This window comes from Nostoc sp. (assembly GCF_036917415.1).
Classification (GTDB): Bacteria; Cyanobacteriota; Cyanobacteriia; order Cyanobacteriales; family Nostocaceae; genus Nostoc.
In genome coordinates this window covers 16,534-31,934 of record NZ_JBALDJ010000096.1, presented here as the reverse complement: position 1 = coordinate 31,934, position 15,401 = coordinate 16,534, and the positions used below count along the sequence as shown (strand labels likewise).

At 42.3% G+C, this 15,401-nt stretch carries 17 protein-coding genes and 2 pseudogenes; 7 read left to right on the top strand and 12 right to left on the bottom strand.

Annotated features, from left to right (window positions below):
* Positions 1 to 108: 108 nt before the first annotated feature.
* Positions 109 to 1,506: an ATP-binding protein gene (locus V7K41_RS21135; RefSeq protein ID WP_334851337.1), complete on the bottom strand. Its 1,398-nt coding sequence runs from the start codon at positions 1,504 to 1,506 to the stop codon at positions 109 to 111.
* A gap of 228 nt (positions 1,507 to 1,734) precedes the next feature.
* On the bottom strand, positions 1,735 to 2,751 hold the full coding sequence (locus V7K41_RS21130) for a FecCD family ABC transporter permease (RefSeq protein WP_334851335.1): 1,017 nt from the start codon (positions 2,749 to 2,751) through the stop codon (positions 1,735 to 1,737).
* On the opposite strand from V7K41_RS21130, the pseudogene V7K41_RS21125 reads away from it, so the two are divergent.
* Positions 2,750 to 2,884 (top strand): annotated as a pseudogene (locus V7K41_RS21125) (AI-2E family transporter); the annotation flags it as partial. The gene V7K41_RS21130 and the pseudogene V7K41_RS21125 sit on opposite strands and share 2 nt — an antisense overlap.
* Before the next feature lie 191 nt (positions 2,885 to 3,075).
* Here the strand turns inward: V7K41_RS21125 and V7K41_RS21120 are convergent.
* Positions 3,076 to 3,243, bottom strand: a pseudogene (locus V7K41_RS21120) (serpin family protein); the annotation flags it as partial.
* A gap of 880 nt (positions 3,244 to 4,123) precedes the next feature.
* Between V7K41_RS21120 and V7K41_RS21115 the strand changes: the two are divergent.
* Complete coding sequence (locus tag V7K41_RS21115; RefSeq protein ID WP_334851333.1) at positions 4,124 to 4,663, top strand: response regulator; 540 nt, start codon at positions 4,124 to 4,126, stop codon at positions 4,661 to 4,663.
* A 227-nt stretch (positions 4,664 to 4,890) separates the two neighbouring features.
* Here V7K41_RS21115 and V7K41_RS21110 read toward each other — a convergent pair whose 3' ends face one another.
* Both V7K41_RS21110 and V7K41_RS21105 read right to left on the bottom strand, forming a co-directional pair.
* Positions 4,891 to 5,328, bottom strand: a complete 438-nt coding sequence (locus tag V7K41_RS21110; RefSeq protein WP_334851331.1) for a hypothetical protein — start codon at positions 5,326 to 5,328, stop codon at positions 4,891 to 4,893.
* Positions 5,329 to 5,333: 5 nt separating this feature from the next.
* Positions 5,334 to 5,978 (bottom strand): hypothetical protein, encoded by a 645-nt coding sequence (locus V7K41_RS21105; RefSeq protein WP_334851329.1) that lies wholly within the window; start codon positions 5,976 to 5,978, stop codon positions 5,334 to 5,336.
* Between the two features lie 125 nt (positions 5,979 to 6,103).
* On the opposite strand from V7K41_RS21105, the gene V7K41_RS21100 reads away from it, so the two are divergent.
* Positions 6,104 to 6,667, top strand: coding sequence for a Uma2 family endonuclease (locus tag V7K41_RS21100; protein WP_334851328.1), 564 nt, complete (start codon positions 6,104 to 6,106; stop codon positions 6,665 to 6,667).
* A gap of 173 nt (positions 6,668 to 6,840) precedes the next feature.
* On the opposite strand, the gene V7K41_RS21095 is transcribed toward V7K41_RS21100, so the two are convergent.
* Both V7K41_RS21095 and V7K41_RS21090 read right to left on the bottom strand, forming a co-directional pair.
* Positions 6,841 to 7,416, bottom strand: coding sequence for a siphovirus Gp157 family protein (locus V7K41_RS21095; protein WP_334851326.1), 576 nt, complete (start codon positions 7,414 to 7,416; stop codon positions 6,841 to 6,843).
* Positions 7,417 to 7,436: 20 nt separating this feature from the next.
* Complete coding sequence (locus V7K41_RS21090; protein WP_334851324.1) at positions 7,437 to 7,610, bottom strand: hypothetical protein; 174 nt, start codon at positions 7,608 to 7,610, stop codon at positions 7,437 to 7,439.
* Positions 7,611 to 7,752: 142 nt separating this feature from the next.
* On the opposite strand from V7K41_RS21090, the gene V7K41_RS21085 reads away from it, so the two are divergent.
* Together V7K41_RS21085 and V7K41_RS21080 are read left to right on the top strand one after the other, a co-directional pair.
* Positions 7,753 to 8,004 (top strand): hypothetical protein, encoded by a 252-nt coding sequence (locus tag V7K41_RS21085; RefSeq protein ID WP_334851322.1) that lies wholly within the window; start codon positions 7,753 to 7,755, stop codon positions 8,002 to 8,004.
* A gap of 55 nt (positions 8,005 to 8,059) precedes the next feature.
* Positions 8,060 to 8,644: a hypothetical protein gene (locus V7K41_RS21080; RefSeq protein ID WP_334851320.1), complete on the top strand. Its 585-nt coding sequence runs from the start codon at positions 8,060 to 8,062 to the stop codon at positions 8,642 to 8,644.
* Positions 8,645 to 9,022: 378 nt separating this feature from the next.
* Here V7K41_RS21080 and V7K41_RS21075 read toward each other — a convergent pair whose 3' ends face one another.
* Positions 9,023 to 9,400 carry a hypothetical protein gene (locus tag V7K41_RS21075; protein ID WP_334851318.1) on the bottom strand — a complete coding sequence of 126 codons (378 nt, stop codon included), beginning with the start codon at positions 9,398 to 9,400 and terminating at the stop codon, positions 9,023 to 9,025.
* A 129-nt stretch (positions 9,401 to 9,529) separates the two neighbouring features.
* Between V7K41_RS21075 and V7K41_RS21070 the strand changes: the two genes are divergently transcribed.
* Positions 9,530 to 10,378: an IS5 family transposase gene (locus V7K41_RS21070; RefSeq protein WP_334851316.1), complete on the top strand. Its 849-nt coding sequence runs from the start codon at positions 9,530 to 9,532 to the stop codon at positions 10,376 to 10,378.
* A 243-nt stretch (positions 10,379 to 10,621) separates the two neighbouring features.
* Here the strand turns inward: V7K41_RS21070 and V7K41_RS21065 are convergent, their stop codons facing one another.
* The 4 genes from V7K41_RS21065 to V7K41_RS21050 form a co-directional block, all read right to left on the bottom strand.
* Positions 10,622 to 10,867, bottom strand: a complete 246-nt coding sequence (locus V7K41_RS21065; protein WP_334851314.1) for a hypothetical protein — start codon at positions 10,865 to 10,867, stop codon at positions 10,622 to 10,624.
* A gap of 17 nt (positions 10,868 to 10,884) precedes the next feature.
* Positions 10,885 to 11,439: a hypothetical protein gene (locus tag V7K41_RS21060; RefSeq protein ID WP_334851313.1), complete on the bottom strand. Its 555-nt coding sequence runs from the start codon at positions 11,437 to 11,439 to the stop codon at positions 10,885 to 10,887.
* Positions 11,440 to 11,472: 33 nt separating this feature from the next.
* A complete protein-coding gene (locus V7K41_RS21055) occupies positions 11,473 to 11,880 on the bottom strand; it encodes a hypothetical protein (protein WP_334851312.1) in 408 nt (135 codons plus the stop codon).
* Positions 11,881 to 12,472: 592 nt separating this feature from the next.
* Positions 12,473 to 13,096, bottom strand: a complete 624-nt coding sequence (locus V7K41_RS21050; RefSeq protein WP_334851310.1) for a 4Fe-4S single cluster domain-containing protein — start codon at positions 13,094 to 13,096, stop codon at positions 12,473 to 12,475.
* A gap of 502 nt (positions 13,097 to 13,598) precedes the next feature.
* On the opposite strand from V7K41_RS21050, the gene V7K41_RS21045 reads away from it, so the two are divergent.
* A complete protein-coding gene (locus tag V7K41_RS21045; RefSeq protein ID WP_334851308.1) occupies positions 13,599 to 15,242 on the top strand; it encodes a calcium-binding protein in 1,644 nt (547 codons plus the stop codon).
* The last annotated feature ends 159 nt before the right edge of the window (positions 15,243 to 15,401 follow it).

The window sequence follows — 15,401 nt, the reverse complement described above, 5'->3', positions numbered from 1 at the left end:
AGGGTTATTGGTGTAGATAATTGGTCTTTTAAGACGCGATTTATCGCGCTCTACATGAGGATTTTGGGAACCATTGGGTTCCCTTTTTTTCATCTCTAATCCCATCGCTTATTGATTCAATAAGGGCAAGCAAATAGTGAAACAAGTTCTCCCTGGCTGCGACTCAAATGAAAGCGTACCGTGATGGCGATTTTCTACAATCCGGCGAACGGTTTCCAAACCGAGTCCTGAACCATGCCCCACTGATTTAGTGGTAAAGAAAGGTTCAAAAATGCGGGTTTTAATTTCATGTGGAATTCCACTGCCAGAATCGATGATGTCAATATGACCATAGCGATCGCAATGGTATGTTGTAATTTCCAGCAGTCCTTTACCATCCATTGCATCAATGGCGTTGTCAATTAAGTTTGTCCACACTTGATTGAGTTCACTGCCATAGGCAAGAATTTTCGGAATATGTCGATCGTAATTGCGTTGCACTTGGACACCGCACTTGAGTTTATGAGCAAACAAGCGCAAGGTATCTTCTAAACCTTGATGTATATTTACTTCTTGCTGAGTGCCTTGATCGAGGTAAGAATAAGACTTCATCGCTTGCACAAGTTCAGAAATCCTCTCAGAACCTCGTAAACCATGTTTAATCATCGACATGACTTCAAAGGAAAGCGCTAGCCAGTGCAATCCCATTTCTCGCAATTCTGTGTCGTCTTTGCGCCAACGTTCCATGAGTTGCTCTAGGATTTCAACCTCAATACCACCTTCTGCTAAAGGTTCTGCTAATTTCCAGGCTTGGTTTACACCATAGTCTTCTAACCATTCCAGCAATATGGCTTCGCGATCGCTTAATGTCACCGGATCTAGGCGATTATTCAAAATCGCATCATAGCCTAGATCGCGTACTCTTAACCAGTGTTGAGTATGGGCTTCGTCAACATTGCGTTGCCCATAAACTAAGTTCATTCGTTGTAACTCTAGGATGGCGGGTGGCATTTCTTTTAAAGTCCGAACCAGGGCTGCGGCTGGGTTGTTGAGTTCATGAGCTAGACCGGCGGCAAGTGTCCCTAAAGCTGCCATCTTTTCTCGCCCACGAATGAAAGACTCTAGCCCCCGGACACGACGTTGCATAATTCGGAAGACCATCCGCTCAAAATCACGACATTCATGCAGCAGTTTACGGAAGTCTTCTCCCTTTAGCTCATAAAGGTGGCAATTTGTCAATGCCCGCATTGTTACAGGTGCAGGTTCATCTGTGAGTATTGGAATTTCACCAAAAAAGGATGGGGCTTCGTGTTGCCCGATGGGAATTTCAACTCCTTCACTGCGGCGGGTGACGTTGATTTTACCTTTAACTAAGATAAATAAGCGACATACAGGATCTCCTTCATGGGACAACACTTCTGTGGCAGAAAGTTCAACTGTTTGAGTGCGATCGCAAACCCACTGCAATCGCTCTTTGGGAAGTTGTTGAAATGGGTCTAAGTTGATTAATTCCTCAACACATAACATCAATTAACCTCCTTAAGGGGGCAGAGGGCAGGGGGCAGGGGGCAGAGGGCAGGGGGCAGGGGGCAGGGGGCAGGGGGTAGCAGAGATAAGAAAGTAGGGTTATACAGGTGTGTTTCCCTATAAAGAATTGTGGCTAAAATAGTTGAAGAAAGCTTTAGTCTGAGTTTATCAGAATTCGCAAAAAACCCGATCCGTTTATACGGTGGGGATAGATATCGGTCTGATAGCTCAAAATTTATTTAACCCAGCAGAACGACGATAAAGTAACCAGATAAACAGGGGTGAACCCAGCAAGGCAGTGATGGAACCTACTGGTAGTTCTACTGTTCCTAGTCTAGAGAGTAAATCTGCAAAAGTGAGTAACCATGCACCTGCAAGGGCGGAAAGTGGTAAAACAAAGCGATGATCTGTACCAACAATCAGGCGGACACCGTGAGGAACAACAAGACCAACAAATCCAACCAAGCCGCTGATGCTGACTGCACCTGCGGCTAATAGAGTGGCGACACCACCAATTAACAGGCGCGATCGCGTCAACGAAAGCCCTAAACTCACAGCTAAATCATCTCCCAAAGCCAGTATATTTAGCGATCGCCCCAGCAAGCATCCCCCGATCAATGCAACGATGATATAAGGTGCAGGCGTAGCAATTTCTTGCCAACCCCGTCCATTAAGACTACCAACTAGGAAACTGAGCGCAATTTGAATTTGCCCATCTTCAGCTAAAAGTAGCAATGTACTTTGTACAGCACCAAATAAAGAACTCACCGCCACTCCGCCTAAAATCAACCGTTCAACAGAAATTCCCGACCCCGAACGACCGAGTAAAATAACGATCGCAGCAGTTAAAATTGCTCCCATCCATGCTGCTAAAGGAATTGCGATCGGGAATATTTGGCAGACAATCATCAGAATTACAAATAGTCCTGCACCCGCTGAAATGCCCAAAATAAATGGATCGGCAAGACTATTACGTAACATTCCTTGCAGCAAAGCTCCTGACATTCCCAAAGCTGCGCCAACAACGATCGCAGCCGTAATGCGCGGGAGACGTAAATCCCAGAGAATTGTCTGTTTAACCGGATCGCCTTTGTGGAGAATGGCTTGCCAAAATTCCGACATATTTAAAGGTACTGCTCCTTGAGAAAGCGACAGTGCTAGCGTTACCACCAGTGCTGTACCAAAGAGTAAAACAGCCCAAAATACGCGATGTTTAGTAAAAATTGTCTGAAATGGTCTAGTCAAATTTCGCCATCCTTTCTCCAAAACAGTCAGCCTGAGCTTCCAAAATTTCTTCGTCACCCAGTTAATTTTATCTACCTGTATAACATCAGCCCTTATCTCTACCTTCTTGTGGCTGAAAGTGCCATTTGGTCTATCTACTATTCGGCCTTAAGCGCCTTGTGTCTTGCGAGCCTAAGCAGCCAGACAGACGACAGCGCCACCGGGGAAATAACTGCACCTATTGCACCAAACAAGTCCCCAAAAGCTGACGCTAAAAACACTTCGAGCATTTCTGAAGTGACATTACCCTCAAGTTCAATTAAAAATGAAGAAATTTTGAATTTTTTACTGTGGGTCAATAATTGAACCCATAAATAAAACCCTTCCCGTCTGATTATCCCTAATGGCACAGAAGAAGGGACGGTCAACAATCATTTGGAATGGTGGGTTTATATCAATAGAAGCTGTTATTGATACACCAACTGAAGTAACAGCAGCCGCTTCCGTTTCTTCTGAATACCAAATGGTAAACTGCCAACTATTATCGTTGCTGGTGGCTTTGGCGTTACCTCGATTACCGATTACCGATTACCGCTTGAGGAAACTCATAGTCACCACAGGGAATTAAGTTTTTGAGTTCCGACTTTTTAATGCCTTAAACGCCTTTGATAAACCTAATTCCTTTTGAGTCGAGAAAAAGAGTAGTAAAGCTAAATTTCGTTGGTAAAAGTGTATTTTTAAGCGCCATGCTAACCACTACACGGCGATGAACATTCATCAGATTTTTTTCAAACTCAGGGCATTGGTCAACATAATTACTAATTCGTAATACTCGCCTCCGGCGAGAAGCAAGCTAGGTAATTGGTAATTAAGAAACTGGTTATAGTCTCCGACCTCTACAGGTCACAACTTTCTGATTGAGGTCTAAATTCCCATTCATAACGTAATTACGAATTCTTAATCTGGCTATGTTATGTGTAAGATCCAGGGTTCTAGCTTAGAAATAAGCTACATCCTCCTCTAAGTGTCATGTGGACAGAAGCCAGAATAAACTGTATTGATTTCAGTTTAACTTCAGTGCTTTTATATTTTTTTATACTTTAGGAATATTTTTTCAGAGAATTTTCAGATTAAACAATGTCCATTTTGAACATCGGAGCTTTTTCAACAGCCAGTTGAGATATGTAGCCCTTGGTACATAAACTTTTCAACCAATACTGTAAAAACTACTGGTTTCAACTTGGATGAGGTTTAATAACATTGAAATGCCGCGTTGCATCTCAATAGCCACATTTTGGCTGAATAGCTAAAATTTTTCGTCCAATGGAGTAATCCTTTCCCTGAAACCATATTCGACAGTTAAAAAAGTATAGTTACCAAGCTGCTGAGGTAAATGATGGGAGATATTCGAGTAGCAATTATTGAAGACCATAGCTTAACGCGGATTGGGATGCGTAGTTCTCTCAACGAGCAAGAAGGTATTCAAGTCGTGGGTGATGAAGCTACAGCGGACAATGGGTTGAAACTGCTCCAAAGTACAAAACCAGACATAGCGATCGTTGATATTGGTTTGCCGGATAGAGACGGAATATGGCTGGTGCAGCAGTTTTGGGAATCTCTAATGTCAGAAACAGCAGCACAGACTAAATTTTTGATGCTAACTTCCTTTGCCAAAGAGCAAATGGTACTGGCAGCGTTTGCAGCCGGGGCAGACTCTTACTGTGTGAAGACAATTAAGTTTGAGTTGTTGCTGGAAGCGCTGCACATAACCCATGAAGGTCAGTCGTGGATTGATCCAGCGATCGCTCGTATCGTTCTCAAGCATACTCGTCAATCTACGGCGGCTGTGGTGAAACCAAAACCGAATGCTACTCAGACAGTGACGATCTCTGCAATTGACCCAGAGCAAGCATTCTGGAAGCAGATACACTGACAAAGCGGGAACTGCAAGTTTTGGAGTTAATTGGTTTCAAAGTAAATTGCCTCTGCCATGTTGATGGGTACGAGGTGAGACATATTTTGTACAACTCGTTATTATGAGGTTGGAATTAAAGAGAAGACGGAAACAGAGTGTGGGGTGTACTTTAGTGGAAATGCAAACTGCTGTAATTTGAACAATAATTTATCACTCAAGTCAATTGCCAACCTTTTTGTAAGCACTCAAAAACCTTCAGGGATAACGCTCGATGTGGGAGTGCAGGCTGTTAGGGATTTTAGGGTTTGGTTGAGTTCTTTTGAAAATTCTGTCCCAGATGCGATCGCTTCTTCAATCTGAACTGATAACTGTCCTGCATTTTGCCAGTCAATTCCGGTGATTACCTGACGTTGACGCATTTGGTAGCACATTTGGACTGCGGGGTTGATTTCTTCAGGAGCCACTATCAGGGAATCTAGAGAAGAAGTACCTTTTTTACCGGGCTTCTTGATGATGTGAATGGGTTCTCCTGGTTTACGCTCAATGTCTGCGTTTGCCAGTTCAGCGCAAAGAGGAGTGAAGGCATCCCGTAGTAATTGGTCATTAATAGCGATCGCTTCTGGAATCCAGTGCTGTTGACCTTCGTAGATGACGAGTAGTTTGTTGCTATTTGTAGCAGTCATGGGATTTAAAACAGTGATATTTGAGTAGTATTACTGGGTGCCTTGGTGGTATCTGGGCTGGCAGTTTGAGTACAAGTTGGAGTTTGGGAAGTGTGTGGTTTATTGGTTTTGACAGCTTGAGTCTGGGCTATATTCCGGCGAATTTGGCGATTAGGAAAATCGGCTTTCAGTTCGTCCAGTAGTTGAACAATTGCAGGTGGTAAATCACCCAGTTCGTCTTGATTGAGCATGGCAACCACAGGGAAATCACCGTGACTGCTGGCAGCAATCATTACAGTCCTATCTCCTGTTTGTTCTGTAGGTAGTAAAGTGATGACGATTTGAACTTTGCATTGCTCGAAAATAAATGGTTCTAGTTGATTTACACTGTTGGTAGCGGATGTTTCTGTGTCATCGTCCTCTAACTCATGAGAGTCGATTTCATCTTCGGCGTAGCTATTTTCATCACTTACTGGTTCTAAAAGTTGCAAGAAGTTAGGTTTACCTGCACGCAAGCGTTCCCTGTCAAATAGCAATCCTAAAGCTTGGAATTGTTCTTCAGCAGTGGTTTTTCCTTGTTGTTCTGAAATGTAAGATTTTAAAGTTTCAAATGTAACAGTGAGGTTGGCTTTGACAATGGCCTGTTCTGGTGTTAGCCATTTTGTGGTCATAGCTTTTTTGGCTTTGTTAAATGGTGTGCAAGCGGTTGTGGCGCTAGCCAGAAGCAAAAACAGTTTTTGAGAGTAGGGTACTGCTAGACTAAAAACATATCCCGTTTGCTTTACTCGACTGAGCCATGTCTACGGTAATTAGCCAATCCCTGACCCTGGAGGCGTTTCTCAAGCTACCAGAAACAAAGCCTGCCAGCGAGTACATTAATGGTAAGATTATTCAAAAACCAATGCCAAAAGGGAAGCATAGCCGATTACAGTTAAGGCTGTGCAACAGTATTAATGATGTTGCCGAAAGCGTGCATATTGCTTATGCCTTTCCAGAACTGCGCTGTAGTTTTGGTATGCGTTCAATAGTACCTGATGTAGCGGTTTTCAACTGGTCGCGTATTCCCTTTGCTGCTGATGGGGAAGCACCCAATGATTTTCTACTTTCTCCAGACTGGACAATTGAAATTCTTTCCCCCGAACAAAGTTCAAATCGAGTCACAGGCAATATTCTCTATTGCTTAGATCATGGTTGCCAATTAGGTTGGTTGATAGACCCAGAAGATCGTTCCATTTTGGTTTTCCGTCCAAATCAACAACCAGAACTTTTGCAGGGTGATGAGCGTTTGCCAGTGTTAGCCGGGATAGACTTGGAGTTAACTGTTGCGACTGTGTTTGGTTGGCTAAAAATGAGCAATTAAAGAAACAGATGAAACACTATTTATTTTAGTAACTAATACTTAATTCAGTTATGTTTCAACATATTTGTTTTTCATAGTGCAAACCTACTGAAATGTCAAAAAAGAGTTATAGGTAGCAGCCAACAAAACAGTAAAATTCCTGCTGTTGGCTGATAAATTAGTTAAAGCTATTGCTAAGTTAAAAGCGAGTCTTTAAATTCGTGAATTGCCGTTGCTGTTAAAGCATAGATAACTCGGCGCTTACGCATGATGTGAGTGCCATCTACAGGAATACCTTTCTTCCAAGCAGCAATAATAGCTTTCTTGTCTGCTGAGTAAACAGTCTTTTCTCTGCGGTATTTTGGAGACAATTGTTCTGCATCTATCAGCAATTCACAACTTGGCGGATTTTCTTTAATTGTGATGCGAAGTGAATTACCAATCATTTGCTCAGGTAGGATTCCCGCGGCGGTTTGTTCTAAAATAGTTTCATCTAATTTTTGTTGCCAGCGTTCTAGTCTTAACAGTGCTGATTGATGTACAGCCTTTAGATGTTCTAGTCGTTGCTTAATAGCTGCTATTTCAGCATCCAGTTGCAATGCTAATTCTGCTTGGATATCAACAACTTCTGACTGAACTTCCTGAGTTTCCCAAATAGCGGTGATGATAGCAGCTTCTTCAGGAGTCTGGCAATTAGTTAGCTGTTCCCAGAGATGAGCAGCAGTTTGGGAAAGTCCTGCTAAGGATTGTTGAGCGAGTGCTAAATTCATGATTACCACTCCTCACAAGCTTAGTAGTATTCATATTCAGCTTCAATCTGTTCTAAGATAGCTATAGTGCCTGAATCTAAATTAGTATTGAAAGATAAGTTTAAAGTGACCTTTTGTGGAGGTTGAAGATTTGAAATGGGAGGAGTAACAAATTTATGTTTGAGTTTCGTTAAAATTGCTGTTAATTGTTGCATTGTTCTGGTTGTGTAACGCCATCAATTTTTGCCCGATAGTGCATTTATCTGTGTTGGTATTCTCGCAAATTTTTATGAATTAATTTGGCTGCACATATTATCGTTCTTCTGTCAATATCAAGCGTTAAAACTGAAAATAGGTATGGAACTTATCAAAAAATCGGAAAAGCTACTCCAAGAAACAAAAATCACAGAGGAAACAAAAGAACCAAATTTTCCAATTGACACTATGAATATACAAGAACCAATAGTTGAAGAAGAGCCACAAAGAGTTGTAGCAAAGAAGGAATCTAACTATATTTCAGCGGGTGATAATCCTGTAGTCCTTTCTGTTGGTAAAACTGGATGGCAGGTTTCTGATATTTGGAAGGACATTAGATTAGATAATTTCTAGTTATTGTCTTGATGTTGTTCTTCTTGATTGTTAAAAGTTTAACAAATGTGTGGTTATGTTTACTGGGTACTATCCAATTATTCTTTATCAACCACTAGTGAGACGTTTATACACTAAAGGTTCTACAAGTAAGGAGCATTTGAAAGCTTCGTTTCAAGGATGCGTTCAATTACCAAATGGAAATGCTACAGCCGAGCAAGGTGTCAGTGAAAAGCAATTTTTTCGCCATTTACTGTGTACGTTTCTAGAGAATCTTATCTGTCAAGCGGTGGAATTTGAAATTCCTGGTTCGTCTCGACGTTACTCAGCTGATTTTATTCTTTACCATCAATCTTCTGGGTTAGCTCTCGATATTGAGATCGATGAACCTTATGCTGGAGATACAGGTAAACCTCACCACTGCATTGATGTTGATGACGATAAAATCCGTAACCGTTTTTTCTTGGAGCGCAATTGGGCTGTGGTGAGATTTGCAGAAGTTCAGGTGGTACGTCATCCTTGGAGTTGCTGTAAGGCGATCGCTCAAATCATCGCTCGGTTGACTGAAGATGATAGCGTATTCATATTATTGCAAAGATTAGCTGATGTTCCTTTACAAAAACAGTGGACAAAGCGTGAGGCTATTGGTCTGTCCCATTAATTTTGCTGGGTAATACTAGATCGTGATTAAATAGGTTTGTGGGTGCATCCGTACCCACATGGCAGGCGATCGCGTGCATAAGGAAAAAGAGTGTATGAGCAAGAAGTATGTAATTAATCTTAGCGAAGAACAGAGGCAAGAACTACTTGCATCGGACGGTATATAAATTATTTTTATCTGTTGTATTTGACAATTTTTTAGCCCAATTCAAGCAATGCTATTTAATTTAAGCTGTCGCATCTTTAATTTTCCAGAGCATTCTCGTTGCAATAAGGGTTCTAGACCATAAAAAGTGCAAGTTATAAGCACGACAGCTTATAACAGCTGGCGTAGGCTTTTCAAACATCTCCCCGTTGTGGGGAAATGTTTGAAAATAGGTTACATCGATTTTGTCGACCTCGCCTTAACTAATTTTCTTGGTTTTCTTACGTACTGTTTTTTTGATCTGCGGTGTGACTTCCACTCACGAATGCTCATAACAATTGAGCCAAAGTCTCGACTGGCAAAGGCTGTTGTTTTATTCGCACTGTGCCAAATTGTATCCGCCTCAGCTGGTTCAAGTGGAGGTATACAGCGATCGCAATATCGATCAAATAGCTGGCGTGGGTCAGGATAATAAACTATTCGGTATTGATTTATCAAAGCCGATGTAGCTAGCAGATTCCGTGCTAACTTGTAGCCAGCATTGTTTCTGTTTCCCTCAAATTGGCCATGAGTTAGTAAAGTGCGATCGCTCAAAGTTAAACAAATAGACAAAGGAACAGACACTCCGCTAGCGCGTAGTTGTTTAAGAGGGTGTTTATAAATAAAAAATAAAGAGGACTGCAATGATTCCTTAGGACAGGTATTTTAAAAAAGACAGTCGTCATATTTGAATCCGGTGACATGAGCCGAAAACCATATCCCACAGACATTTCAGATCCCGAATGGGATTTGATTAAATCAATGATTCCGGCACAACGTCAGCGAAAACGTGGAAAAAAGCGTGAAGTCAATATGCGCGAAGTGGTAAATGCGATTTTTTACATCTTGCGTGCTGGTTGTTCGTGGCGAATGATGCCTGACGATTTACCAGCTTGTCTTACTGTATACTCGTATTTTCACCGTTGGCAACGTAAAGGTATATGGCAAAAAATCCATTCAAGATTGCGATGCCTACGGCGGCAAGCTACGCAACTAAGAGAACTTCAAGGGCGAGATCCAGAGCCATCTGCCAGAATTATAGACTCTCAAACTGTGAAAACGACTGAAAAAGGAGGAGTCAAGGGCTATGATGCCGGAAAAAAGATGAATGGTCGTAAACGCCATATCCTTGTTGATACGATGGGTTTAATCTTGATGGTTGTCGTGCATGCAGCTTCAATTCAAGACCGTGACGGGGCAAAGCTCGTGTTCGATAAAATTTTTCATGTGTTCCCAAAGTTACATTTAATTTGGGCAGATGCCGGATATGCTGGCTTATTAGTTCATTGGGTTAGATACTTTATTGGTTGTGGACTCGAAATTGTTAAACGTTGCGTAGGCGTAGCCCGCCTTCGGCATCGTACAGAGGGTTTTAAAGTATTGCCTCGACGTTGGGTCGTAGAGCTTACACTCGCATGGCTCGGTCGTTATCGCCGACTAAGTAAGGATTACGAATACCTTTCCGAAACGAGTGAAAGCATGATATACGCCGCTATGACGCATTTAATGTTACGTCGATTAGCTCGTCATCATCCTTGCTCAACTGCTTAAGATTTATTTTATAAACACCCTCTAAGAGAAGTGAAGACACGAAGAAATGGAAGGTTTTGCGTAAGTTGTAATTGATTTACAATGTCTAATTAATTACTTAGAACTAGTACAGCACGGCATAAATAAACCAACCATATCCCTACTTTTAAAACTTGCTAGAAAATAGCTAAAAAGGTTGATTAATCAGCTTTTTGACTTTTGACTTCCGCCTTACGGTACTAGCTCTAAGATTCCAATTGCTAGCTACTGCTTGTCAGTACCAAGAGTAATGCCACCAGGCATGATCAATAAGCTTGCCTGTTGAGTGGCAGCATTGCCTGCGGCAACACTCTTACGGCGATCGGCAGTATTGATGGCTGAAAGTTCCTTGGCTGTTTGAGCGGTTAAGGTGTTACTCAATGCCCTGTCAATGCGTGCTTGCTGGGCTTCAATAAGCATCCGCTCGTTGACGCGACTGCTAAGGGCAGTCTGTTGGGATAGGTTTTGCAAAATCTGTTGGGTGACATCTAAACTTTGAGATTCTCACCCAAACTGACGTTTTCTTGAGTATCTTGTTGAGTAGCTTGCTTAATTTGAGCCATTTGACTTTGGGCTGCTTGGCTCAAAGTAGCCTGATTAGCAATCTCTGTGGCAACTGTTCTAGTAGCATATTTACCAAGGTCTTCACGGATACCATAAGAGCTTTGACCATTGGTTTTGTTCTCCAAAGTTTCAGACAGCACGGCACCAGGATCGTTGTTGGCAGAACCGTTCATAATTCCTGACAAAACTTTGTTTAAATCTGGAATTTGAATTGCACCCAAGGCAGAATTGAGCAGATTGCCAAGAGGATTAAATAGGTCATTTTGAGCGAAATTTTTGACATCTCCCACAAAATCACTGATTTGAGATGTTGTGTCTGAGGTGAAAATACTACTACCAGTAGTTTTGTTACTAACAGCAGCAGCTACTGGATCTCGACCGTTGTCTTGAGTGCGAGCAAGGGCTGGACTGGCGATAGAACCAAGTTCAAAAATTAAAATCAGTGCTATCAATCTGATAAAGGTAAGTTTAGATTTCATGATTCACCTTCCTTAATGCAGTTTTTAGATATATCAACTTGCAATCAGGCTACTTTCAGCCTGTTGGTCATCGTTACTCTCTTGGCGATCGCTTTCTTGTTGCAGAGATGCTCCGCTTTGGTGGGGCCTGTCCGCAGGATTTACGGTAGGGCGTGGCCAATCGCGCAATGCTGCGGTTTGATGTATCTCTCGACCAATATCCTGAAACCCTCGGTTTTGCTTCAAAGCGGGAATGTAAGCATCAGTAAACGCTCTCAGTCCTAACAGATTGCCTTTAGCGGTATTTGGATACTGAGCCATCACCCGTTCTCGTGCTTCCCGTTCATCCTGGTTATTAGCAACACTGGCCAGCATCATTTCCCCAGGATAAAAGCGGGTACGCCAGAATCTACCGCCTGTTTCTACTAGCCAGCAGGAATAAAGGTCGCTGGTACGGGGCAAAAATGCTTCAGTGGCATTTTGACTGATAATATTGACGGGATAGCTATTACGTTCAGCAATATCTCTACGGTACGACGCATTGATTCGTCTGCAATCCCTTTCGGGTCAATGGTTTGCAGTAACTCCTCTCTCGACTTGTTAAACGATTGTTTTTACGTCATGTGTCATATTTTATGACGCTGCGTCTACCTCGCGAACCTTTTTATTTTTCTCTGCTTCCCTGATTTATTGAGCCGATACATTATTAGCTTAGAGGAATTAAACACAACTTGTTAGAGCTGCTAATTCCTAGTTGAGGTGGCTCTGGAGACGAATTATGAAAAATCTCTATTTTTAGGAATTTTCCTATTTAAATATAAAAGTATTGTAGATTACCTAAACACAAAATAACCAGCGTTCTTGGTTGTTAAAGATAAAATTACGTTTGTCAGTTCACGAAATACCAAACTTTTATAGGGACACACGGCTGTGCATTGGTGTCAACTTAAGCGCAAACCCTTTAAAACCTCATTTCCAGCCTCTGGCTATAAATACTTTTCATTGGGCTGCTGCCGCAAGTTAATAGGCGGCAGCCCACTCATTAGGCGCGCCCTTACGTTAGTTCTAGTCCACCTTGATAGCCAGTAACAATGCGGCCACCATCCTTGAGGATGTGGATTTCTATCTGGTCGCTAGCCCAAGTAATCTGGTCTTGGAAAGCCGGGTTTAACACCCGAACCCGTTGATTGCTAGAAGAGACTGGAGAGTTGGGAGAATTAATTGCCAGAGATTGTACAAAAGGCCCGTCAATCAAAATATCGAGTTGTTCTAACAATGCTTGGGAACCTGGCGGCGCGGATTGGGACTGTAGCTGCTTAAGAGTGAACCCAGTAAAAGACATTACATTTAAACCAGCAGCTTTTACCTTTCGGGCTAAAGACGCTAGTGCAGTTGCTTGCCAAAAGGGTTCTCCCCCAGAAAATGTTACACCCATGTTGCGGGTATTGCTGAGAATATTTTCGGCAAGAGTATCAACAGTAATCAATTGATTAGCCTCAAAAGACCAGGAGTTAGTATTAAAGCAGCCAGCGCACTCACGCAGACAACCTTGTACCCAGACGACTGCACGACAACCAGGGCCATTAACTTCTGATTGATCGACGTAACCCATAATATTGAGATAGCCTGGGGGAATTTCCTTGAGTGCTAGCGATGGGTCAGTTGGCTTAATTTCCATCTCTTTAACTCCTTTTAGCCGTTAACTGTTAAATATAGCGAATCTCCAGTTAGATAACCGTGACAATGGTTATATAACTAGAGATTTAATTGATGATTAATTTCTCAAAAAGTTTTGGGGGTTTGGAAAAGTCCGCTTTAACTTACCAGACTGAAAGGTAAAAGGGAAATGTTGAAGAAAAAACTTTTCCCCGCAATCCCAAAAAGTCGATTGTTACTAACCCAAGCAAGATGGGACTTGCAAGTTTTGATCGGAAATTCTTAAAAAAATTGCGATCGCTAGGTCAATCACAGCCGTATTGATGATTGAAGGTCGTAGAAAATTCACCTCTTAACTACTGAATTATATTCCAAAGAGCAAAATTAGAGGGTAACGATCGCGCCGATATCAATGCTAATGGTGCAATTTCTGGTAACATCATCGGTGTGCCCGATATCACCTTTGTGCAAAATAGGTTGAGAACTGAAATTACTGAAAAAATGGAATCAAGTAGGTAAAAGTTATGGCAAATATCATTGGAACCAGCGGCTACGACTTACTACAGGGTGGTACTGGGAATGATACTTTCATTGGTGGTACTGGGAATGATACTCTCATTGGTGGCGGTGGCAAGGATAAATTTGTTTACGACTTGGGCGACGGCACTGATACAATCCCTGATTTCGGTGGCATAGGTAAAGGAACTAACCCGACAGCAGCAGTTATTGCTGAAGTGGACACCATCAAATTCCAGGGTACAGGATTAACTGCTCAAAATTTACTGCTGACCCAGAATGACAACAATCTGGAAATCACCTTTGAAGGGAATGTTAATACCATAGTTATCCTGCAAAACTTCAAACTAGAAAACTTGGAGAATCTGAAAGCGTCTGGAGCAAAACCAGCTCTTGGTAATATCCTATTTGACGGGCAAAATAGTATCACCGACAGCTTTAATGTCCTCGATTCCAACTCTACTGATACTAGCCTGGGCATCAAGAACACAGTAACTTTTTTCAATGACCTCAACAATAACATTACGGGTTTAGAGGACTCAAATGATGTAGTTAATGGTCAAGGCGGTAATGACAAAATCGATGGCTTGAGTGGAAACGATTTGCTGCGAGGTGGTGCGGGTGATGATACCCTCATCGGTGGTACGGGTGATGATACCCTCATTGGTGGTACGGGAAATGACTCCCTTGTTGGCAATAATCTGCTTTCTGGGGGCTATGGCAATGATTATCTCTCCATCTCTGGCTACGAGAGCTTTAGCTACCCAGACTACGAATACAACTCTCGCTCGTCTGGTAAAAACACCCTCAACGGTGGTGCTGGTAACGATAACTTGAGTGCTAGCGGTTCAACAGGCAATAATTTGCTCTCTGGGGACGATGGCAATGATAATCTCTCCATCTCTGGTTACTACGAAGGAGGTAACTACCAAGACTACGACTCTCGGTCGTCTGGTAAGAACACCCTCAACGGCGGTGCAGGTAAGGATACCTTGAGTGCTGGCGGTTCAACAGGCGATAATTTGCTCTCTGGGGGTGATGGCAATGATTATCTCTCCATCTCTGGATACTACAGCTATACTCCCAGCGACCCGTACTCACCCCGCGATGTCTCCATCACATACGACTCTCGCTCGTCTGGTAAAAACACTCTTAATGGTGGCACTGGGGACGATAACTTGAATGCTAGTAATTCAAAAGGTGATAACTTACTGGATGGTGGTGCTGGCAATGATTATATCTCCGCCTCTAGCGCCTTTGGTAAGAATACAATCTATGGTGGGAGTGGGAATGATATTCTTATAGGTGGTTTTGGTAATGACACCCTCTATGGAGGAACTGGTACTGATACCTTTGTTTTCAATAGTTACAATCAAGGTGTTGACAGTATTTATGACTTCAACGCGACTAATGAACTGATTCAGGTATCGGCTGCTGGTTTTGGCGGCGGGTTATCACCAGGTTCACTTAACACAAGTCAGTTTACCCTCGGAACATCTGCTACGACAAGCAATCAACGATTTATCTATAACAGTGCTACAGGTGGACTGTTCTTTGACCTTGATGGCAGTGCGTCTGGGTTTACTCAGGTAAAATTTGCACAACTATCTACTGGATTGTCAGTTAGCGAAAACAATTTTGTGGTTGTTTAATCGGAATTAGCGCTCTTTGAGAGCCAAGCGGTACAGTTTGCGAGGTGCTATTTTTAGCATCTTGCATTCGATTACTTAATGCAAGCCATTTTGTTAAGCGATAGCGATTCTTGCAGAGATAAGTAAATTAAAACTATTGCTGTGTTAACCAGCTATCTA